The sequence below is a fragment of the Azoarcus sp. L1K30 genome (assembly GCF_018122735.1).
In the GTDB taxonomy this organism is placed as follows: domain Bacteria; phylum Pseudomonadota; class Gammaproteobacteria; order Burkholderiales; family Rhodocyclaceae; genus Parazoarcus.
This window is the reverse complement of the sequence record NZ_JAGRRD010000001.1, coordinates 1,094,645-1,116,382: the sequence shown is the minus strand read 5'-3', so window position 1 is coordinate 1,116,382 and position 21,738 is coordinate 1,094,645. Positions and strand designations below refer to the sequence as shown.

At 62.8% G+C, this 21,738-nt stretch carries 15 protein-coding genes; 1 reads left to right on the top strand and 14 read right to left on the bottom strand.

Features of this window, described 5'->3' with window-relative positions; genetic code table 11:
- The 14 genes from J5J83_RS04945 to J5J83_RS04880 form a co-directional block, all read right to left on the bottom strand.
- On the bottom strand, positions 1-525 hold the full coding sequence (locus J5J83_RS04945) for a phage tail protein (RefSeq protein WP_212346132.1): 525 nt from the start codon (positions 523-525) through the stop codon (positions 1-3).
- 52 nt (positions 526-577) lie between these two features.
- Positions 578-2,860 carry a phage tail sheath subtilisin-like domain-containing protein gene (locus J5J83_RS04940; RefSeq protein WP_249115617.1) on the bottom strand — a complete coding sequence of 761 codons (2,283 nt, stop codon included), beginning with the start codon at positions 2,858-2,860 and terminating at the stop codon, positions 578-580.
- A 545-nt stretch (positions 2,861-3,405) separates the two neighbouring features.
- Complete coding sequence (locus J5J83_RS04935) at positions 3,406-6,162, bottom strand: diguanylate cyclase (protein ID WP_212346130.1); 2,757 nt, start codon at positions 6,160-6,162, stop codon at positions 3,406-3,408.
- Between the two features lie 268 nt (positions 6,163-6,430).
- Entirely contained in the window at positions 6,431-6,868 is a 438-nt protein-coding gene (locus J5J83_RS04930; RefSeq protein WP_212346128.1) for a hypothetical protein, read from the bottom strand.
- Positions 6,869-6,920: 52 nt separating this feature from the next.
- The gene (locus J5J83_RS04925; protein WP_212346126.1) at positions 6,921-8,387 is read right to left on the bottom strand and encodes a DegQ family serine endoprotease; all 1,467 of its coding nucleotides are present in this window, start codon (positions 8,385-8,387) and stop codon (positions 6,921-6,923) included.
- A gap of 76 nt (positions 8,388-8,463) precedes the next feature.
- Positions 8,464-9,804, bottom strand: a complete 1,341-nt coding sequence (locus tag J5J83_RS04920) for an ATP-binding protein (protein WP_212346124.1) — start codon at positions 9,802-9,804, stop codon at positions 8,464-8,466.
- Complete coding sequence (locus tag J5J83_RS04915) at positions 9,801-10,469, bottom strand: response regulator (RefSeq protein ID WP_212346122.1); 669 nt, start codon at positions 10,467-10,469, stop codon at positions 9,801-9,803. Before J5J83_RS04915 ends, J5J83_RS04920 begins: the two co-directional genes overlap by 4 nt.
- 135 nt (positions 10,470-10,604) lie before the next feature.
- On the bottom strand, positions 10,605-12,485 hold the full coding sequence (locus J5J83_RS04910) for a potassium transporter Kup (protein WP_212346119.1): 1,881 nt from the start codon (positions 12,483-12,485) through the stop codon (positions 10,605-10,607).
- An 8-nt stretch (positions 12,486-12,493) separates the two neighbouring features.
- Complete coding sequence (gene kdpE, locus J5J83_RS04905; protein WP_212352813.1) at positions 12,494-13,168, bottom strand: two-component system response regulator KdpE; 675 nt, start codon at positions 13,166-13,168, stop codon at positions 12,494-12,496.
- 11 nt (positions 13,169-13,179) lie between these two features.
- Complete coding sequence (locus J5J83_RS04900) at positions 13,180-14,718, bottom strand: DUF4118 domain-containing protein (RefSeq protein WP_212346117.1); 1,539 nt, start codon at positions 14,716-14,718, stop codon at positions 13,180-13,182.
- 640 nt (positions 14,719-15,358) lie between these two features.
- On the bottom strand, positions 15,359-17,251 hold the full coding sequence (locus J5J83_RS04895) for a TRAP transporter fused permease subunit (RefSeq protein ID WP_212346114.1): 1,893 nt from the start codon (positions 17,249-17,251) through the stop codon (positions 15,359-15,361).
- A 63-nt stretch (positions 17,252-17,314) separates the two neighbouring features.
- Positions 17,315-18,310, bottom strand: a complete 996-nt coding sequence (locus J5J83_RS04890) for a TAXI family TRAP transporter solute-binding subunit (protein ID WP_212346109.1) — start codon at positions 18,308-18,310, stop codon at positions 17,315-17,317.
- A gap of 125 nt (positions 18,311-18,435) precedes the next feature.
- The gene (locus tag J5J83_RS04885) at positions 18,436-19,365 is read right to left on the bottom strand and encodes a dihydrodipicolinate synthase family protein (RefSeq protein WP_212346106.1); all 930 of its coding nucleotides are present in this window, start codon (positions 19,363-19,365) and stop codon (positions 18,436-18,438) included.
- A gap of 224 nt (positions 19,366-19,589) precedes the next feature.
- A complete protein-coding gene (locus J5J83_RS04880) occupies positions 19,590-20,612 on the bottom strand; it encodes a porin (RefSeq protein WP_212346103.1) in 1,023 nt (340 codons plus the stop codon).
- Between the two features lie 198 nt (positions 20,613-20,810).
- On the opposite strand from J5J83_RS04880, the gene J5J83_RS04875 reads away from it, so the two are divergent.
- Complete coding sequence (locus tag J5J83_RS04875; RefSeq protein ID WP_212346100.1) at positions 20,811-21,725, top strand: LysR family transcriptional regulator; 915 nt, start codon at positions 20,811-20,813, stop codon at positions 21,723-21,725.
- Positions 21,726-21,738 lie beyond the last annotated feature (13 nt).

Below are 21,738 nucleotides of genomic sequence, written 5' to 3'. Positions count from 1 at the left end.
TCAGGACGGCTCAACGAAACTGGGTTCGGCCGGCTCGCTGACCTCGTAATCCCGTTCCCAGCCTTCGTTCTCGAGCTTGATCTGCTGGATGGCGACGGCGTTGGCGTTGGCATCGAGGTCGGGCAGGGCCTGGTATTCCGACACCCAGCAGCGGAAGACCTTGTACGCCAGCGCGACCTGCCCGGCCTCGTTGTAGACCTCGATGATCAGATCCTTTCGAAAGTCCTTGAGCGACACTTCGCTGCCGAGGCCGGAGCCGAGGTTCCACACCTTGTTGGCCCACTGCTCGAAGTCCTTGTCGTGGGTGACGCCGCGCTCGAGCGTGATGGCCTCGAACTTGGTGCGGCCGGGCGACTTGCGCGCACTCGACGGGTCGCCGCCCTCGCGGTGCTCCACCACCTCGGTGCTGCGCTTGAGCGAGGACACCTTGCTGATGCCGGCAACGTAGCGACCGTCCCATTTGACGCGGAATTTGAAGTTCTTGTAGGGGTCGAAGCGTTGCGAATTGACGGTGAACTGCGCCATGGTGCGGCCTCCTCGAAAATGGTGCGGGGTTCGACTGAGCGGTGCGCCGGATCTAGGTCTGGATCTGCCCCGCCAGCTGCTGGATGCTGATCACGACGAACTCCGCAGGCTTGAGCGGCGCAAAGCCGACCAGGATATTGACCACGCCGCGGTTGATGTCGTCCTGTGTCGTGGTTTCGCGGTCGCACTTCACCAGGTAGGCCTCGCGCGGCGAGCTGCCCTGGAAGGCGCCCTGGCGGAACAGTCCGTTCATGAAGGCGCCGATGTTGAGCCGTATCTGTGCCCACAGCGGTTCGTCATTGGGCTCGAACACCACCCATTGGGTACCGCGATAGAGCGATTCCTCGATGTACAGCGCGAGGCGGCGCACCGGCACGTACTTGTATTCCGAACTCATCTGGTCGGCGCCGCGCAAGGTACGCGCCCCCCAGCACACCGCACCGTACACGGGGAAGGTCCGCAGGCAATTGACGCCGAGCGGATTGAGGCTGCCGTTCTCGCCGTTGGTCAGCGTCAGCGCCAGCGACTGCACGCCGGCCAGGTTGGCGTCGGTGCCGGCCGGCGCTTTCCACACCCCGCGATTGGCGTCGGTGCGCGCATAGAGGCCGGCGATCGTGCCGCCGGGCGGGGTCAGTCGCGGTTTGCCGTTGCGCAGCGGATCGGCGACGTGCGTCCACGGAAAATACACCGCAGCGTGATCGGACTTGGGCAGGTCGGTACCCGATGCGCTGCTGACCATGGTGGCGACGTCGGTCGCCGAGGGGGGGGAGTCGATGATGAAGAAGGCCCTGCGCTCCTCGCAGTAGGCTGCGGCGTCGGCCAGCACGCCGCTGTCGGTGACGCCGGGCAGTACCAGCAGGTTGAACAGATCGACGTCTTCGAGCGCGTAAAGCCCCTGCCGCAGCGAGCGGCTGCCGATGAAGGCGGGATAGATGTCGGCAGGGCCGTAGGGTGTCTCACTGCCGCCGCCCAGATAGGCGTTCGTCGGAGGTGGCGATAAGACGGCACCCGCCAGCAGGTGCAGGCCGGCGGCGAGGTCGTTCGTCGGTGCAGCGCTGATTGCGATGGCCGAGCCGGCGCCGCGCGATCCGGATGCGAGGACCAGCGTGCTGCCCTGGGCGGTCGCGGTGAAGTCGCGGTAGGCCGGATTACCCGGCTTGAGCGCGCGCACCGCGGCCTGCAGCCGCTGGCCAACGTCCGCCAGTTTTGCCGCCAGATTGGCACCGGCCGCGGGCGCCGCGCCAAGATCGATGACGTCCGGCCCGTAGCCGTCGAGGCTGATGCGCAGGCTGCTGTGGGTGGCGTCGGGCAGCGTGTCGAGATCAGTTGCGGCATAGGCGCCGCTGGTCAATGTCGCGGGTTCGGGCAGCAGGGCGGGGCGAATGCCGGCAACGGCATCGACTTCGCGGCCGCCTGAGGCGGCTCCGAGCAGGAGTGCGCCGGCTGCGTTGTTGCGCGCACCTGCCAGCACGCGGACCGAGGAGAACTCGCCGCCGGTGCCGGAGCTGAGTACAAGGGTGGCGCCGCTGCGGGTACAGGTGAAGGCGAGCAATGCCGCCTGCCCCCCGGCTTGGGCGCGGACCTTGGCCTGGATCGCCGCCGCCAGCGCGGTGAGGCGCTGGGTCGGCGTGCCGCCGGCGATGTCGGTTGGCAACGTGATGCTGACGTTGACCGGCGCCAGACCGTTTACGACCACGCGGAAATCGGTGTGTGTGGCGTCAAGCACCGCCTGCACATCGGCAATGGGGCCGCTGGTGGAGGTGCCTGCCGGCAAGCCGTCGAGTGTGGCCTGACCCACGTCGCGGGTGACCTTGACCAGCTGAGAGACGCCGTTGAGCAGATCCGGCAGGTAGCGCGCATCCGCCGAGTTCATGGACACATTGGCATACTGTTCGGCCCGGCCATCGGCATCGCGAATGATGCTCAGATTGAAGGTGCTGTCCGGGAATGCCGTGGCGTAGTCCGCCCGAAGCTGAATGCCGTTGCCGGACACGCCCGCGTCCAGTGCGGTCACGGTCAGTACGTTGGCCGCTGCGGCGCTGAGCAAGGTTCGACTGGCCGGTGCAGCGTCTTTCACCACACGTACGATCCAGGCGTCCGAGCCGCCATTGAGGAAGAACTGGCGAACGCCGTAGCTCATCTCGGCGTCGGCCGCCAGGCCGCCAAAGCTGCGCTCGAAGTCGGCGAAACTGTGGATGCGGACGGCCTTGTTGACGGGGCCGCGTGGTGCCGCGCCGAGAAAGGCCGCGATCGAGGTGGCAACGCTGGAAATGGTGCGAACCCCGCTCGGGATTTCCTGGATATAGACCCCGGGTGATGCGAACTGAACGGGCATGGCGGACTCCTGATTGCTGGGGTGCCTGATGCTTCCCCGACCTGGGCGGGGGTGGTCCGGTCTCGCGATCGGCCGCAGACGGCGGGTCTTTGGCGCTCGCGGACCGGCATGACGCCGGACCAGACCCTCAAGATCGGGCCGCAAGACTTGTCGTCGACGGGCGCGGTCGTCGCGTGGCGATCAGTCCGCTTGCGTATGCCGCGAGAACACGAGGTGCTTTTCGGCACCCGATGTCATGGCTGCGGCAGTGCTTGGTTCCCGTTCCTGCATCCTGTTGCCCGTCTTTGCGATGACATTGGCGATGCAGATAGCTTGAACTTAGACAAGGTGCGACGGAAAGACAATGTGATTTTTCTCCTTGACCAATGACGGACTTCGTAAGCTGGATTTCGGGTAAACGTCCGATCCGGGCGCGGAGAATCGTGTGAGGCCGTTTGAGCGATGCGGTCGGCAGGGCCAGTCAATGGCCGGGGCCTTGCATTCAATCACACGTCATCGACCCCGCGGCAATGCGTCGGAACAGGGCGGTGCCGGAGGATGCCGAATCAATCGACCGGAGTTGGCTGGGGGGCGTACAGAAAACGATTGCGACCGGAGCGTTTGGCCTGGTACATCGCCTCGTCCGCAGCGTTCAGCAGGCGCTCGATGGTCGCTCCATGCATCGGGAACAGGGCAATACCGATGCTCACGCCGATGCTCAGGGTCTCACGGGCAATGTCCATTGGCGCGGACAGGGATGCCAGCACCTTTTCTGCCAGTCTCCCTGCATCCTCGGCATCCCTGAGCCCGGGCAGGATGATGGTGAACTCGTCGCCGCCAAGACGGGCCACGGTATCGGTTTCCCTGATCTGGGCACTCAGACGTTGTGCGACGGTCACCAGCAGCGCGTCGCCGGCGGTATGGCCGAGCCGATCATTCACTTCCTTGAAGTGATCGAGGTCGAGGAATAGGAGGGCGCCGCAGCGCTCCTCGCGTCTGGACATCGCAAGCGCCTGGCCGAGGCGGTCGAGGAACAGCACCCGGTTGGGCAGGTCGGTCAGCGGATCATGGTGCGCACTGTGCCTAACCCGCTCTTCCGCATGCTTGCGTTCGGTGATGTCTTCCAGGATCGCCACGTAATGGCTGACGTGGCCGTGGCGATCGAGCAGGGGCGTGACGGTCTGCTCCACGGTGTACAGGCTGCCGTCGGCGCGGGAATTGACGATCTCGCCATGCCAGGCCTTGCCACTGCTGATGGATTGCCAGAACTGCTGGTGAAAGCGCTTGTCATGCACGTCGGAACTGAATAACCTGGGGGTGGCGCCCACGAGTTCGTCTTCGCGATAGCCCGACATCCTGCTCAGGGCCTTGTTGACCCACAGGATCCGCGCGTTGCTGTCGGTGATGAAAGCCGCGTTGGCGACGGTGGACAGCGCGGTGTTGAGCAACGCCAGCCATTCCTGCTGTGCGGCGGACTCGAGTGACACGCCGAAACGGTCGGCAACGGCCTTGATCGACTGCAGGGTCGCTGGCTGCGAGAGCAGGTCGACCGACTGCGCATACAGCGTGAGTACGCCCCATGCCTTTCCCCGCAGCGCCAGCGGCAGCAGGATCGAGGCTCGTGCGTCGGGCGTGGGCAGCACGCCGGTACACGACGAGCAACCGGGGTCGTCGAAGTTTGCGATGTAGTGCGTACGTTCGCGGATCACCCTTGCTGCTGGCTGGCAGCGCTGGGTGCCGTCCCAGCGCAGTTCCACACTTTTCAGCGCTGAGTACATGCAGGCTTCGTCGTCGGAGGTGGCGACGATCGTGAGCCTCCCGTCCGGGTCTGCGCGTCCGATCCAGCCGCCCGCGAGACCGAAGATAGGTACGATGCCCTGACAGAACATGCGTGCAATCGATTCCTGATCGGTTGGTGACTGCAGTAGCAGCGCATCCAGGCGATGAAAGATCGATTCGATGGAGGTGTTGCGGTGTCGTTCGGTGATGTCTTTCGCGTAAACAGCGATGCTGCCAACGCGGCCTGCGTCATCCTTGACTGGATACAGGTTGTTGTCGAAATGGATGGCACCGCGGGCGTCGAGCAAGTGCATGGCTCTGCCGGTCTGCGCCACCATCCGCACTGCCTGTCTTCGTGTCGCGGCGACGTCGGCGGGGATCAGGTCGAAAAAGTTGAGGCCGGTCATGGTCTCCGGCGTGGCGTCGAAGCGTTGTGCCGCGCAGATATTGATCTCCAGGATCTCACCCGAGGTCGCGAGCAGCAGGACAGACTCACCGCTTGCGTCGAGCAGCGCGCGCACGCGGGCCCGGCTCTCTCGCAGTGCCCGTTCGGCCCGGTTGCGTTCGGCAAGTTCCGTTTCGAGGCGGCTGTTGGCGTCTTCCAGATCCGCCGTTCGCGCCGCTACCGCCGCTTCGAGGTCTTCGCGGTGCCGGGCCAGATCGGCTTCGTGCGTGGCCAGCCGATCGAGCATGTCGTTGAAAACGGAGGAGAGTTCGGATAATTCGCATTTTCCGTTGATGGGCAGGCGCTGTCCCCGGTTGTTCCCCCCGTCAGTGGCGCGTATGGCCCGTATGGTTCGACGCAGGGGAAGCGTGATGCTGCGCGCGACGACCGACGCAAGCAGCAGCAGAGAGCCGCCCACGGCGATGACTCGCAACACGTTGTTGCGCATCTGTACGCTGATTGCGCGATCGACGTCATCGATATAGACGCCCGAGCCGATGACCCAACCCCATGGCTCGAAACGTTTGACGAATGACAGCTTTGGATAGACGTCCTCGGACATCGCGCTGGTCGAGATCGGCTTCGGCCAACGGTAGCTGACAAAACCTTCACCGCTGCGACCGACGATCTCGGCGAAGGCGGAAAAAAGATTCATGTCGCCGTTCCACGGGGTGAAGGTCGTGTCGTTTCCTCCGCGCATGCCAGTTACGAGGTTGAAACGATCACTTTCAAGCGTCCGGTTCTCGAGCGCTGGCAATAGCGGGTGCATGATGACCCGTGGTTTGGCGGGGTTCATGTCGCTGAGCCAGTAGTACTCGGTGTCGGCATAGCGCAAGGTACGAATGGTGCTGATTGCCGCGGCCTTGGCGTCAGTCTCCGAGAGACTGCCCGCCAGTTGAAGCTCATGGAAATGCGCGAGTACGCCGTAGCCGGCTTCGACGACGTGTCGGGTCTGCAACTCCTTTTCCCGCCACAGGGCCTCGCGCAGCATGGTCGTATCGAGCCATGCGCCAAACGCAATGGCGCCGATCAGGATGACGACAATGAGCCGGATCCGGCTGCGGATATTGAGATGGTCGAGCCGCGGTAACGAGGGCATGAGTGGCTCCACCTGCTGCGGAATGGACACGGGGCTGCACAGGTGTGGCGAGGTCTTGTTTTGTCGCACAAGTATGCATGTGTGCAAAAGCGGTGTCCATGACGGAAGTCATAGTACGACGTGCGGCCTTTTCGCGTATCGCGTGCCCCTCTTACCATGCGAATGCACGGCACGTGCCTACGTTTAAGACGAAGGTTGTGCCGTGCAACCGTCTGGCCGCTGATGTTCTGGTCGTCGAGGCGCTCAGGTCATGATGCGCCACGACGATTCAGGCGGCGTCGGTGAAGTGCAGATAGGGCAGGGTGTCGGTGCCGATGCGCAGGCGATGGACTTCGGTCATGCCTTGTGTCTTGATCAGCAAGGTGTAGGCGCCATGGTCGAAGGGGCCGACCATGCTCGGCCCGTCGAGCGTCATCTGCACGAGTTTGCGTCCTTGCTGGTCGAGTACGCGGATGTCCGATCGCACCGGTGTGGCGATGGCCGCGGTGCCTGACCCGGGTAGCGCGAAACTGAGCGGATAGGCCGCTTGATCTGCGCGGGCCGGGGCATTGTGCGCGTATTTGTTATCGTCCTGCTGGTCCTTTCCATGCAGGTTCTCTTCAGCTGCGCTTGCTGGCGATACGTTGGCGCCGATGGCGAAGGTGGCCGCGGCGAGTTGGAGGAAGTGGCGCAGCACGCGCCGGGAAATACGCTGCCTGTTCTTCATGCCTGTCTCCGGGGGGCCGCAGCGTGTGCTGCGGCAGAAAGTAGGGGGTGATTCAGCCGAGGTCGATGGGAACGAAGATGCGGGCGTCCTCGCGCTGAATCAAGAGGGCGACGTGATTGCCGACCGAAGAAAGATCACTGCGCAGGCCGTTGACGCTGCTGACCGACTTGCCATTAACGGCGAGGATGACATCACCCGGCTGGATGCCCGCATGGGCGGCTGGGCCGGTGGACTCGAGCACCAGCAGCCCGCCTTTGGCATCGACCTGCTGACGTTCTTCGGGCGTAAGCGGACGCACCGCGACGCCGAGTTTGCCGTGGTCGACACCCGGGGTGTCGTTTCCTGCGATCTGCGCGGCCTTGAGTTCGCCGACCGTGACCGGAAGCTCGATCGATTTGCCCTTGCGCCATACCGAGAGCTTGGCCGTATTGCCCGGCATGATGGCAGCCACCTTGGGTGGCAGCTCGGACGAGGAGGCAACCGGTTCGCCGTTGATCGCGGTGATGACGTCGCCCGCCTCGAGACCTGCTTTCGCCGCCGGGCTGTCCGCATCCACCTTGGTGACCAGCGACCCGCGCGCGCTGTCGAGGCCGAAGGAGTTGGCCAGACCCTGATTCAGATCCTGCACCGCCACACCGAGGCGGCCGCGGGTGACCTTGCCGTGCGCCATGAGTTGATCCTTTACGTGGGCGGCGACATTGATCGGAATCGCGAATGAAAGACCCTGGTAGCCGCCCGAGCGGCTGTAGATCTGTGAGTTGATGCCGATCACTTCGCCCTTGAGGTTGAGCAGGGGCCCGCCGGAGTTGCCCGGGTTGATCGCTACGTCGGTCTGGATGAAGGGCACATAGCCTTCGTCGGGCAGTGAGCGCGACTTGGCCGAGACGATGCCGGCGGTCACGGTATTCTCGAAACCGAAGGGGGCACCGATGGCGAGCACCCATTCGCCGACACGCGTCTGGCTCGGGTCACCGAGCGGAACGGTGGGCAGGTTCTTGGCGTCGATGCGCAGCACGGCGATATCGGTCGGCTTGTCGATACCGATCACCTTGGCGGTGAACTCGCGCTTGTCTGTGAGCTTGACCGTGACCTGGCTGGCGTTGTCGACCACATGCGCATTGGTCAGGATCACGCCGTCGTCCGACACGATGAAGCCCGAGCCCATCGCGTGGGTGATCTGGTCTCCCTGCGGGACCTGGAACTGGGGCCCGAAGCGGCGCAGGAACTGGGAGAAGGGGTCGTTGGGGTCGAGATTGCCAAATGGCGATTGCACCTGCATGCCGGTCTTGACCGTGCCTTCGACGCTGATATTGACGACTGCGGGGCCGTAGCGCTCCGCGATGCTCTGGAAGTCCGGCAGGTTCATGGCCACTGCAGGCGATGCCGGGGCGGTTGCAGTGACCGGTGCCGCTGCAGCGTGCGCCGAGCCGATGCTGTGTTGGGCAAAACTGAGACCGCCGATGGAGATCGCTGCGATGGCAACCGCGATGCCGGTGAGTTTGATGGCCTGTGTTTTCATGTCGCGCTCCTTGAATCGATGCGGGCCGGTGGGCCCGTGACGACTGCACTATACGAAGCGTCGACTTAAATCAGACTTAAGAAAGGGGCGGTTGCGGTTGTAAGGGAATATGTACGCTCGCCAGCAATCCGCCGAGGGGCGACGTGCCCAGCACGAGGGCGGCGCCGTGGCGGCGGGCGATCGTTGTGACGATGGCAAGCCCGAGTCCGCTACCTGGCTGCTCCGTACCCTCGCGGCGGTAGAAGCGTGCGAGGACGCGTTCGTGGTCTTCCGGGGGAATGCCCGGGCCGCTGTCGCCGACCTCGATGACGGCAGCAGGCGGCGTGGAGGTGTCGACAGTGTCCGGACGAATGCTGACATCGACCTTTCCACCCGGCGGGGTGTAGCGGATGGCGTTGTCGACGAGGTTGCCGACCAGCGTGCGCAACGCTGCGGCGTCACCGGCGACGGTGATGGTGTCGTCCAGCATGTTGGCGCCGAGGTCGACTCCGCGATCATGCGCCAGTGCCGCATGATCGGCGAGGGCCTGGCGTGCGATATCGGCGAGCGCAACTGCAGACAGTGGCCTGGCGGCGTCGGGCTCCTGTCGCGCCAGCGTCAGCAATTGCTGCACCAGGTGGGTCGCGCGCTGCAGTCCGCTGCGCAGTTCGGCCAGCGCGGCGCGGCGCGAGGACTCGTCGTTGGCGCGTTCGGTGAGCTGGAGCTGGATCTGCAAGGCCGCAAGCGGGGTGCGCAGTTCGTGAGCCGCATCGGCGACGAAAGCTCTTTGCGCGGTCAATGCGTGATCGAGTCGCTGCAGGAGATCATTGAGCGCGGCCACGAGTGGCCTGGCTTCGTCGGGGACGCTCGCCTGCGGCAGCGCCTCGAGCGAGTCGGGCCGCCGCTTTCCGACCTCGCGCGCCAGCCTGTCGAGCGGGCGCAGGCCGCGCCCGACCAGCAGCCAGATCAGTACGCCGAGCAGCGGCATCAGCGTGAGGGTCGGAATCAGCGTGCGCAGCGCGGCGTCGGCTGCAATCCTGCTGCGCACCTTCATCGGCTGGGCGACCTGGATCACCTGGTTGCGCAGCGGGATCGAGAACACCCGCCATTGGCCCTCGCTGGTATCGACCGTGTTGTAGCCGAAGCGGGCGAGGTCGGGCAGCACGCTGTGCGGATGCGACAAGTAGAGGCGTACGCCCTGGCTGTCCCAGATCTGGATGACGAAGTCCAGCGACTCTTCGGGTGCCTCGATCGGCGGTGACATGGGCTGGGAGAAATGCTGATCGCGCAGCGACAGTGCGAACTGGCGCAACTGGTAGTCCATCAGCTCGTCGGCCTCTACAAGCGCGGCGCGGTAGGTCAGGTAGCCGCCAATGGCGAAGATCACCACAATGGCGCTGAGCAAGGAGACAAGGAGGGTACGGCGAAGCGAGTTCATGCCTGCCCCGGAACGTGAATGTAATAGCCGACACCGCGCAGGTTGCGGATCCAGTCCGCGCCGAGCTTGCGCCTCAGCGCGTGGATATGGACTTCGACCGCGTTGCTCTCGACTTCTTCGTTCCAGCCGTAGATGCGTTCCTCGAGCTGCGCGCGCGACAGCGGCTTTCCGGGCTGTTCGAGCAAGGCGCCGAGGAGGGCGAACTCGCGCGCGGACAGACGCACGACCTCGCCCGCGAGCTTTACCTCATGACTGGCCGGATCCACCGTCAGGGCGCCAAGCGTAATCAGGGGGCTTGCCTGTCCCCGCTGCCGGCGCAGCAGTGCCCGCACCCGCGCGCCCAGTTCGTCGAGGTCGAAAGGCTTGACCAGGTAGTCGTCGGCACCGGCATCGAGCCCGCGAATCCGGTCGCTGACCGCGTCGCGCGCCGTCATCACCAGCACCGGAAGGGTGTTCCCGGCCGTGCGCAGGCGCTCGAGCAATTCGATGCCGCCCATGCGCGGCAAGCCCAGATCGAGCAGCAGCAGCTCATATGGATTGTCCCGGATCGCCAGTTCCGCCGCCATGCCGTCCCGTACCCAGTCGACCGCATACCCGTCCTGGCGCAGTGCCTGCTGCACGCCGGCTCCGATCATCGGGTCGTCTTCGATCAGCAGGAGTCTCATGGCGTTCTTGTCGATGCATTGCAGGCGGCGAACAGGCGCCGATTCTAATGCAGGTTTGAATGCCCCGCCGGACTGGCCATTCCATCGCCAACGGCGACAGCCTGGCGCGAAGCCTCAAGGCGACGGCAGCGTCGATCAAAGAACGACCTGGGATCCCAGTTCGACGACGCGATTCGACGGGATCCTGAAGAAGGCCGTGGCGCTTCCGGCGTTGCGGAACATGGCCACGAAAAGCAGGCTGCGCCAGTAGGCCATGTCTGATCCGAGCTTGGGGATCACGGTTTCACGGCCGAGGAAGAACGAGGTTTCCATCATGTCGATCGCCAGACCGGGTTCGGTCAGCAGCGCGAGCGCTGCAGGGATGTCTGGCTCATCCTTGAAACCATACTGGACCACGATCTGGCAGAAATTTTCCTCCAGCCGATGAACCTCGAGGCGCTCCGCAACAGGTACGTAGGGCTCATCGAAGACCCTGACGCTGAGGATGATCACCTGCTCGTGGAGTGCCTTGTAGTGTTTGAGGCTGTGCAGCAGCGCATGGGGGACCGCCTCCTGGTTGGTGGTCATGAATACCGCGGTACCCGGCACGCGCTCCACACCATCTTCGGATAGGCTGGCGACGAATGGCTTGAGCGCCATTGAATCGGCTGCGAGACGCTGGCCGAGTAGCTCGCGGCCACGCTTCCAGGTTGTCAGCAGAGTGAAGATGACCAGGCCGAAGACCAGGGGGAACCAGCCACCGTCGGGAATCTTGACCGAATTCGCGAGAAAGAAGCCGAGATCGATGCAGATGAAGGGCAGGGCGCCGAGAACGGCGCGCACGGGACGCCATTTCCACAGGCGCACGGCGACGGCAATCGCCAGGATGTTGGTGATCAGCATCGTGCCGGTGACGGCGATGCCGTAGGCTGCCGCCAGATTCGACGACGATCCGAATTCGATGACGAGTGCGACGATGGCGACCAGCAACAACCAGTTGATGCCCGGCAGGTAGATCTGGCCGATCTCCTTGTCCGAAGTGTGCTGAACCTCGAAGCGCGGGGTATAACCCAATTGAATGGCCTGCCGGGTAATCGAGAACGCGCCGGAAATGACCGCCTGGGAAGCAATGATGGTCGCCAGTGTCGCGAGTATCACCAGCGGGTAGCGCAAGGCTTCTGGTGCGAGCAGGTAGAAGGGGTTTTCGACCGCGCGCGCATCTGCCAGCAGCAAGGCGCCCTGGCCGAAATAGTTGATGACCAGCGCCGGCATCACGTAACCCAGCCAAGCGTACTGGATGGGTTTCGCACCGAAATGCCCCATGTCGGCATACAGCGCCTCTGCGCCGGTGATGCACAGCACCACCGCACCCAGTGCGAGAAAGCCCAGCAGCCCGTTGCCGAGCAGGAAGTGCACCGCGTGCAGCGGGTTGACCGCGGCCAGCACCTGCGGGTTGCGCATGATCGCGAGGGCACCGAACACGGCCAGCACCGCAAACCAGATGACCATGACCGGGCCGAACAGTGCGCCCACGCTCGAGGTTCCGCGCCGCTGGAAGGCGAACAGCCCGACCAGTATCGCAAGGGTGATGTGCAGGATGTACGGTTCGAACGCCGGCGTGATGATTTCCAGCCCTTCGACTGCAGACAATACGGAAATTGCCGGGGTGATGACGCCGTCGCCATAGAACAGCGAGGCGCCAAACAGGCCCAGGATCACCAGCAGCCGCTGTTGCCACGTGCCGGGCTTGCCATCGTGCAGCGCCAGTGTCATCAGTGCGATGATCCCGCCTTCGCCCTTGTTGTTCGCGCGCATGATGAACACCACATACTTCAGCGTGACCACGATGATGAGCGACCACAGGAACAGCGACAGCACGCCCAGAACGTTCTCGGGCGTAATCGGCACCGGGTGATGCGCACTCCCGAAAACTTCCTTGATGGCGTAAAGGGGGCTGGTCCCGATGTCTCCGTACACGATGCCCATCGCCGCCAGGGTCAGGGTGGCCAGGCGTTTCTTCTCGTCGACTCGATGCATGTCTTTTCCTATGGCTGGAAGCGATAGCCCACACCGGTCTCGGTCAGGAAATGCCTGGGTTGCGCGGGGTCGTCCTCGAGCTTCTGGCGCAGGTGGCCGACATACACGCGCAGATAGTGGCCGCGCTCGATATACGCCGGCCCCCAGATGTCCCGGAGCAGGCTGTGCTGGGTCAACACCTTGCCCGGATGGGCGAGCAATGCCGACAGCAGTTGGTACTCCAGGGGCGTCAGATGAACCGAATCGCCGCCCCGGGTTACCACGCGCCGCGACAGGTCGACGCGGATATCGCCGAATTCGGCAATGGGAGATGCGGCCTCTCCGAGCCTGCTTTTGCGCCGCAGCAGGGCGCGGACGCGCGCGCGCAGTTCGCCGACGCTGAAAGGCTTGGTCAGATAGTCGTCGGCTCCGGCGTCGAGCGCGTCGATCTTGTCGTCCTCCCGTGTTCGGGCCGAGAGAATCAGGACGGGCACGTCCGACCAAGCCCGCAGATCGCGAATCAGGTCGATGCCGTTGCCGTCGGGTAGCCCGAGATCGAGGATGAGCAGATCCGGCTTGCGCGCGCCGGCCTCGAGCAGGCCATCGGCCATGTTTTCGGCTTCGATGACTCTGCAGCCTTCGGCCTCGATGGCAAGCCGCAGGAAACGGCGAATCTGCTTCTCGTCCTCAATGACCAGCACCATTGGCGGATGCGTCACGGCAACTCCTCTTCGACGATGGGCGGTGTGCCGACTGGAAGGGAGAGTCTCACGCAGGCGCCGCCTTGCGGACGATTCTCCGCCACGATGCGGCCGCCATGCGCTTCCACGATGGCCTTGCAGATCGCCAGACCCAGACCGGTGCCGGGTTTGGCGGAAGCCGTCCGGCCACGGAAGAACATGTCGAACAGTTCGTTCTGCCTGTCGGCCGGAAAGCCGGGTCCGTGGTCCGCGACCATGACCTCGACAAGATCGCCGGAGGTCTCGGCGTTGAGCTCGATCACCGTCCCTGCGGGTGCGTATTTGGCGGCGTTCTCGAGCAGGTTGCACAACACCCGCTCGATGAGCACGGCATCGAAATGCAGCAACGGAAGATCCTTGGGCAGTCGAACCTTGACCGTGTGGCTTGCCAGTGCCGTGCCTAGTAGCTTGATGCCGGCGCCGACCACTTCTTCCAGCGGCTGCCATTCCCGCCGCAGCGTGACCGCTCCGGCATTGAGTCTGGCCATATCGAGCAGGTTATCCACCAGCCCCGCCAGCCTGGCGGCCTGCTCATGCAAGGCTTGTGCTGTGTCGAGTGCAGCCGGCGGCAACGCCGGCACGATCAGGGACAGTGAGTCGGCCAGGCCCACCATGGCCGTAAGAGGGGTACGAAGGTCGTGCGACAGCGCCGACAGAATTGAACTGCGCAGGCGCTCGGTCATCATCCTGAGTTCGGTCGCCTGAGCGACCTCGGCATAGTGCAGGCGCTCGAGCGCCACCGCCGCCAGCGAGGCCAGTGCCTCCAGCAATGAAATCGTCTCCGCTCGGGTGTCCGCAGCATGCTCCGAACAATCGACGGCGAGGACGCCGCGGATGCGCATGGAGGCCGACAGCGGCAGATAGAGGGGGGCGAGCCCCATGCCGTCAGCCTTTTCGCCGCGTACGGGCGCGCCCGTTCTGAGCGCAATGTCGGCGGCGTGCATGTCGATCGCGATCTCGCCTGCGGGGGCTGCCGCAAACAGACCGAGAGCGCTGTCATCGCGCAGCAGTAGGGTGCTCCGTGCGTGCAACTGTTCGTGGATGAAGGCGCGCACGAGGTCCACGACCTGCTCGATTGCGAGGGCTCCGGCAAGTTGTCTGGCCAGTAGGTAAAGGGCTTGGGTGCGTTGTGCTCGAAGCTCGGCCTCACGCGCCTTCAGCCTCAGTGTGGAGGTGAAGTGCGTGGTGGTCAGCGCGGTCACCAGCATGACCGCGAAGGTGACGACGTATTGGAGATTGCTCACCGCCAGGGAGAAGCGCGGCGGAACAAAAAAGATGTCGAATAGCAGCACGCTAAGGATCGACGCAAGGATTGCCGCATTGCGCCCGAGCCTGACCGCGATCACCAGCACCGTCAGGAGGAACAGCATGACGATGTTGGCGAGGTCGAGATAGCTGCGCAGCGGCGTGGCGATCAGGGTCGTGCCAACACAGGCGAGCATGGTCGTGGCCCACCCTCGCAGTGCCCGATATCGCGCCTTCTGGCCGGTGGTGGTCTGGTGCGTGGAGTTCATGTGAAGCGGTGAAGATCGGGATATCGCAAGACTAGGGCAATCCATGTAAAAACACCGATTGATCTGTGGGGCTGCGCGTATAGATGTCGTAAAAATGAGATCGAGCCGGCGTCGGGTGGCCCATCGTGCTTCTGAAGAATGGCTCTTTCGGGCCATGTGCTGAAAACGGCTCGTCCCTAGACTTCGCTCATCGATTTTGATCATGACAGATGCGGGGTGAAATGATGATGAGGCGAAAGGTGTCCGGCGCGATCGGGGTTTTGTTCGGGTTCGGTCTATGTGCGGCCAGCGTCGCGGTCCATAGCCGCGATATGGACTGGCCATCGGCGTTGCCGGCGGTGATCGACAAGCTCTGGCACGAACGCGTCGGAGAATGTCGCCTTCGAGGGCTGGAATTTCATCAGAAGCGCGTCTGGAGCGGACTCGCCAGCCCGGTTGGAGACCGGATGGTTACCGCGGCCATTACTTCGCTTGGATCATCTGCGGAGGAGAACGACGTCGGCCGGATGAGCTTGGTTTGGGTGTGCCCGGTGTCCTGGGGCAATCGGCCGACCGTATGTCAGTCGTGCCCATTGCCCCAGGACGCGTTGGTTCTGCCTCCGGCGGCTCGATGCCTGCCCTTGATCCTCGTCGGGGTGACCTATTTGCTATTGATGGCGGGGTGACGACATTGACGCCGGCCAAGAGCCAGGTGCAGCGCGACATAGAGCACGCCCGTTACCATGGCCGCTGACCAGATCAGGCTACCTGTTCGGGTGATCATGGCCGCTGCGCCGCATGCCAGCAGTAAGCCGCGCTCCATCAGGTTAAGGTTGCGCACGATGAACCCGGTGAGCCCCATGGCCCAGATCAGCGTTGAAACGATCAGGCCTGTGCCGGCAATGGCGATCTCCGCATACGAGCCTTGGAAAAGCAGGGCCTTGTCGGCGATGAACGCGAATGGAATGAGAAAGGCAACGCCGCACATTCCGAAAGCCACCATGCTGGTCTTCATCGCATCTGTCTTGGCGACCCCTGCTGCAGCAAAGGATGCCAGTGATACTGGAGGCGTGACCATGGACAGGATGCAGAAGTACATCACGAAGAAGTGCGCTTGCAGCGGTTCCACGCCAAGTGTTTCCAGCGCAGGAACGTAGAGGATTGCGCCGATGATGTAGGCTGCCACCGTTGGCAGGCCCATACCCATAACAATGCAGCCCAGGACGACCAGGATCAACGATATGGCGTAGGAGCCGCCGCCGACGGAGATCAGGCCCGAGGCGAACTTCAGCGCTAGGTTGGACTGGATGGCCACCGCAATGACGATGCCGATGGCAGCGATCGGGACCGCAATGGTTGCCGCCTGCTTTCCGGTGTCCAGAATCATTGCCGGAAGACTGCTCAGGGGGTAACGGGTTTCCGCTCGGGCCAGGGGAATCAGGAGGCAGGTCACTGTGGCAAGGGTGACCGCGATCTGTGCGGAATAGCCCATCATCAACCCGGCGACGAGGACGATCACCGGCACGAGCATGTGAAGCCGCGGCAGCACTGGTGCAATGCCCTTGAGGTCGTCTTCGGTGAGTGTTCCGACGCCATGCTTGCGGGCATGAAGGTCGGCCGACGCGAACAGTGCGAAATAGAAGGCAAGTGCCGGGAAGACGCCCGCAAGCGCCACCTGAACGTACGGAACGACCAGCAGTTCGGCCATCACGAAGGCGGCAATACCCATGATCGGGGGCATCAATTGGCCGCCAGTCGAGGCAATTGCTTCCACCGCTGCCGCGCGTTCGCCGGACATGCCCGTCCGGCGCATGAGCGGAATGGTGAACACGCCGGTGGCGGTCACGTTTGCGACGGCGCTTCCCGAAATCGTACCCATCAGGCTAGAGCCGACGATGGCCACCTTGGCGCCGCCGCCGCGGGACTTGCCCACGGCTCGCATTGCGATATCGATGAACAACTGACCGCCGCCGACGGCGCTATAGACCACGCCAAACACGATGAAGTAAAAGATGAAATTGACCGACGTTTCCGTGGTTACACCCAGGATTCCGCTTGTTGTCATGGCGAGTATTTCCGACCACGCGTCAAGTTCGATCTGGCCGAAACCGATCTCGCCCGGCAGCATGTAGCCGAACGCGCCATACGCAATGAAGGCCACGATCACTGCAAGGAGAATCATGCCGACGGTTCGTCGCACGGCTTCCAGCAGTAGCAGCACGAGGGTGCCGGCGAGCGCCATGTCGTACCACTCGATGGGGGAGACGTTTTCGATACGGGTGGTAAGGCGGGGCATTTCCTGCCAGTAATAGATGCCCACGCCAATGGTCGCGAGCAGGATCAATCCGTCGATGGTACGTTCGATCAATCGCGGCAGGCCCGTGCCGGTTAGCGGTATGGCAAGGAATGTCAACAGTAGTGCAATGACGAGATGTGCAGGCCTTTCCAGATGGGGCTGCTGTGGGTTGAAGAGAATCCAGAACTGGAATGTGATGAAGCCGAGAGCGAGCCAAGTCTTGGGATCGCGCAGCGTGGCATTGGAATTGCTGACCATTTCCCTAATTCCCGTTGGTTGCGGTGGGATTTCACGGGGCGGCGATCACGCCGTCCCGTGAAATCAAAGCAGGCCGATTTCCTTGTAGTAACGGACGGCGCCGGGATGAAGGGGGATGCCATTCTTCTCGGGGCTTGCCGCCTTTTCGCGGACAAAAGCCTTCCATGCGGGAAACTCGGCGGCCAACTTGTCCATGTGCTCGACGACTGTTTTCGTGATCTTGTAGGCGATGTCGTCAGGCAGATCCTTGCGGGCGATGAGATGCGTGCCGTAGTCGCCGCCGATGGTCACTTCCGTCTGAATGTCGAACCACTTCGGGATGTCGCCCTTGACGATTCCGATCTCGGATAGTGCCGAGATGGCTTCCGGAGATAAGTCGATGAAGCTCACGTCACCGGTGAGCGAGATTTCCTGAATTGTCGGATGACCCCGGAGAATCGTGTCGAAATAGAGATCGGCGCGCCCATCCCGGATCATTCCTGCCATCTGAGAAGAATCAACCTGGATGATGCGGCCACCGTCCGCCTTGATCTTCTTCACACTGCTGCCGTGTGCCTGGAGGATGACGTCCACCGCGGGAGGAATGTTCGAGCCAGGGGGCTTCATCATGATATTTACCGGCTTTCCCGACTCGAGAATCTCCTTGAGGGATTTGAAGCCGTTCTGCTTCAGGTAATCGTTGCGGACGATCGCACCAATGAAGACTGGGTTGAGGCCGCCCACCAATGAGCGGATGTCAGGCGCTTTGTTGCCGGAGTAGAGCAATTCTCCCTTCATCGCCCACTGGGAAGTGGCAACGTTGGACAGGGCGATCTGTGCTTTGCCCTGTTGCACCACCATGGGGTTTGCCACGCCACCGCCACGGGCAATAATCTCTACGTCCAGGCCGCTCGCCGTCTCCTCTAGCGTCTTTTTGATTGCGGCCGCGGCGACATACCAACCCGATCCCACGGGCATGGCGCCGATGCGGACAGTCTCCGCGCCGGCCGAAAGCGGAATGGCGCTGCCGAGCACAACGACGGCTGACCAGCGTACGAGTGCGGATGTCAGTTTCTGCATTTCTTGTCTCCTCAATCTTCTACCCAGGGTCAGCGATCTGATGCGCTGGCGACTCTGGCTTTGTCGGTCGCTGTTCCCTTCTTACGGAAAACGGGGACCGCTTGCCTGCGGCCCCTTCGAATCCGTCAGGCTACGCGGCCCAGGCCAGCGGCCTGCATTGCCTCGGCGACTTCCTTGTCGGCGCCTTCTGCTAGCGGGAGCAAGGGCGAGCGGACGGTGGCGTGCTCGAGTATGCCGCGGGCAACCAACGCCCACTTCAGTGCGACCGAGCCTTCCATATGGGAGCCGCGATGATAGACGTTCTTCGTCACCGGCAGCAGGCGGTCATGGAGTTCGCGTGCCTTTCTGTAATCCTTAGCCTTGCCGGCGGCGATCATCTCGATGAGCGGCTCCGGTGCGATGCACCCGTATCCCACCAGCGCACCATCGACATCGAACATGGTGTGCAACAGATATTCATCATGGCAGGTCAGAACCTGGAGATCAGGGCGCTCCTTGCGGATGACGGGGATCTCCGTATCCCAGCGACGCATGTTGCGCACGCCGTTTTTCATGGCGAAGACGCCGGGCAGCGCGGCGATCTCGAGCATTGTTTCGAGGTTATAGGTTGCCTTCGTGACGTCCGGATACTGGAACAGGATCAGCGGCAGGCCACTGGCTTCGTGAATGGCTCGGTACCGATCCTGGGGCGCACCTTTCTGGTAGCCGAAGCGCAGCCAGCCGTGAGATGGGTATACGAGGCCGGCACTGGCCCCGGCCTTTACTACACGCTTGGCCTCTTCCGCGGCGACGGCGGTGCCTTCCAGCGTGATGCCGGCGATGATCGGCAGGCGGTCGCCTACCGACTCGCGGAAGGCTTCGATGACTTTCAGTTGTTCGTCGCGCTCGAGGAAGGTGCCTTCGCCGGCATGGCCAAGCACGGTAAGGCCTTTTACGCCTTCGATGCTGCCGAGCCAAGCGCCAATGCGATGAATGGCCGCGTAGTCGACTGCGCCATCGCGAGTGAAGGGGGTTACGGGGGCAGGGACGAGGCCGCGGAGGTCGATAGTCTTCATTTCAGTTCCTTCAATTTGCCAGGGGGAAACGATGCGAGGCTTCCGGGGCGTCGGTTACCTGCACCTTGGTTACGCGCGCTGGGGGGCAGCGCGAGTCGTCCTGCTCTCGAGTACGCACCGCGCGTGAGTGTGTGCGTCGGCATCGGCCTCGCGAGCAGAGAATGGGGTGGTTCATGCCGTGTCTGTCGGGGAATCGGTTTCCCGCGCTTGCGATGTCGGCTTGTTCAGAACAAGTGACGGATACCCGCGGCGATCGTATTGCCGAGGTTCTTGTCCGTTCTCTTGTCGTATGAATAGATTGCGAAGACGTCGGTGCGCTTGGACAGGCGGTGGTCGTAGCCGAAAGAAACCGTCGTGCGGCGGTGATCTGCCGCTTGTTTAAGGTCGGTCCGGGTTTGGGCCGCTTCGAGCATCAGCTTGCCGGGCCTGGAGATGGGCACCGACATTCCCAAATCGTAGAGCCGGGTCTTGTTGCCGTTGTCGATGCTGGTGCGAATCGTATTGGCATATATCGTGGCTACCCCGAAATCATATGTCGCTCCTGCGAGCCATGCCCGCTGCGGATCCACAAGGCGTGTGCTGGCTTGCATACGGACGCGCTGCACCGAGATCGCCCCCATGAATTTGCCGGCCCGATAGGTGGCGTGGATACCGGTATTGCCAGAGCCTGCACCGCCCCCGGTTTCCCCGAACCCATAGAGGACTGAGCCGCGGAGTCCGCCAAGGTTGGGCGTCGCATACTTCACTACGTTGTTCCACACCGAGTCACCGAGAACGTTTCGTCCGTATGACGGGATGAAAGACTGCACCGTGAGGGGAGAAAAGACGACCGAGGCACCGAACGGGCTCAACTGCGACATGACGGCATAGGTCGGATTGGTCTGACGGCCAGCGCTTACACGGCCAAATGCGCCCTCGATGCCGACCCAGCCATTGCGAGAGAGCAGGGGGTCTGCTGAAGAGCGACCCTGTTCGCCGGTGTCAGGGCGAAAGAAGCTCTCGAGAGCGAAAAGGGCCTTGAGGCCACCGCCCAGGTCCTCGGATCCCTTCACCCCGATGAAGGAGGTCTGCAGCCCTCCGCCGTTGAGAGCGCGGGTCGATTCGGTGTCGCCACTGTGCTTGATACTGCCGACGTAGAGTCCGACCAGGCCGTAGACTTGGACCGAGTCTGCGTGTGCACCTGCCGTCATGGCGCCTGTCAGTAGTCCTGCCAGTAGCGTCTTGATTACGGTTCTCGTGTATTTCATTCTTGTCTCCACCTGTGTTTATTCTCATTTGCACCCGCTCGACGAGCGGGTCGGCGATCAGGTTGCTTATGGACACCCACTTCGCAATGCAATCGCGGTGGGTATGGGATGAAGTCTATGGAGAGTGGTGGTATGTTAGAAGGCGTATTTCAGGCATTTCAGGTATACTTCAAACGTTTGGCTTGAGTCGTTGGCGATATGGACTTCGAGACCTGGAAACTCTTCATCGACGCAGTCGAGCTTGGGAGCCTCAGCAAAGTGGCTGTGGCGTATGGCACTAGCCAACCCCACATCAGCCGGCAGATTGCGGATCTTGAACGCGAGTGCGGAGGGCGTTTGTTCCAGCGCACGGGGCGAGGCGTCGTGCTGACCGAGCTTGGGCTGCGCATCATGCCCAAGGTGCGTGCCTGGCTGGCGAGCACGGCTCAGTTGTCGAACGACATTCGAGAAGCGGCGGGAACGCCGATTGGAACGGTACGGCTTGGCATCCTGCCTTCAGTTGCACACCCCCTTGTGAGCAGCTTGCATTTTCGGCTCAGATCGGAGTTTCCGATGATCGATCTGGTCGTGCGCGAGGGACAGGGGGCCCAGCTTGAACACTGGCTGGAAACCGGGTACGTGGATCTGGCTATCTTGTTTCGCCATAGCCCCACGCCCAGAAACGGCGACGTCTACCTTGTCGAAACGGATACCTATCTCGTCGGTCCTGCGGATAGTCACTTGACGGCTCACGATACGATCTCATTTGCCGCGCTTCACGAGCTTCCACTTGTCCTCTTCTGCCGACCGAATAGTTGGCGCGACCGTCTCGACCAACTCAGCGCCGATCACGGTATCTCGCTGAATGTCGTGCTTGAGGCGGACTGCCTTGCCTTGCAGACCCACGTGGTTTCCGAAGGCGGAGGTTATGCGCTTCTGGGCCCGTACGCGATTTCCGCTGCGGCGAAGGCGTGCCGTCTGAAGGCGTCGCGACTTGTCGATCCATCCATTACCAGGCATATCGCACTGGCAATGTCCCCTCATGGAGAACTGACAATCGCTTGTCGCACGGCGATGAATGTGCTGCAGGGTATCGTTGATGGCGGACTGAAGCAGTTGGCGTCGTTCAGCTAGCATTCCGCGCATT

Coding starts and splice junctions, on each gene's coding strand:
- J5J83_RS04945 (WP_212346132.1), bottom strand. CDS start 525: ATGGCGCAGTTCACCGTCAATTCGCAACGCTTCGACCCCTACAAGAAC.
- J5J83_RS04940 (WP_249115617.1), bottom strand. CDS start 2,860: ATGCCCGTTCAGTTCGCATCACCCGGGGTCTATATCCAGGAAATCCCG.
- J5J83_RS04935 (WP_212346130.1), bottom strand. CDS start 6,162: ATGCCCTCGTTACCGCGGCTCGACCATCTCAATATCCGCAGCCGGATC.
- J5J83_RS04930 (WP_212346128.1), bottom strand. CDS start 6,868: ATGAAGAACAGGCAGCGTATTTCCCGGCGCGTGCTGCGCCACTTCCTC.
- J5J83_RS04925 (WP_212346126.1), bottom strand. CDS start 8,387: ATGAAAACACAGGCCATCAAACTCACCGGCATCGCGGTTGCCATCGCA.
- J5J83_RS04920 (WP_212346124.1), bottom strand. CDS start 9,804: ATGAACTCGCTTCGCCGTACCCTCCTTGTCTCCTTGCTCAGCGCCATT.
- J5J83_RS04915 (WP_212346122.1), bottom strand. CDS start 10,469: ATGAGACTCCTGCTGATCGAAGACGACCCGATGATCGGAGCCGGCGTG.
- J5J83_RS04910 (WP_212346119.1), bottom strand. CDS start 12,485: ATGCATCGAGTCGACGAGAAGAAACGCCTGGCCACCCTGACCCTGGCG.
- kdpE (WP_212352813.1), bottom strand. CDS start 13,168: ATGGTGCTGGTCATTGAGGACGAGAAGCAGATTCGCCGTTTCCTGCGG.
- J5J83_RS04900 (WP_212346117.1), bottom strand. CDS start 14,718: ATGAACTCCACGCACCAGACCACCACCGGCCAGAAGGCGCGATATCGG.
- J5J83_RS04895 (WP_212346114.1), bottom strand. CDS start 17,251: ATGGTCAGCAATTCCAATGCCACGCTGCGCGATCCCAAGACTTGGCTC.
- J5J83_RS04890 (WP_212346109.1), bottom strand. CDS start 18,310: ATGCAGAAACTGACATCCGCACTCGTACGCTGGTCAGCCGTCGTTGTG.
- J5J83_RS04885 (WP_212346106.1), bottom strand. CDS start 19,365: ATGAAGACTATCGACCTCCGCGGCCTCGTCCCTGCCCCCGTAACCCCC.
- J5J83_RS04880 (WP_212346103.1), bottom strand. CDS start 20,612: ATGAAATACACGAGAACCGTAATCAAGACGCTACTGGCAGGACTACTG.
- J5J83_RS04875 (WP_212346100.1), top strand. CDS start 20,811: ATGGACTTCGAGACCTGGAAACTCTTCATCGACGCAGTCGAGCTTGGG.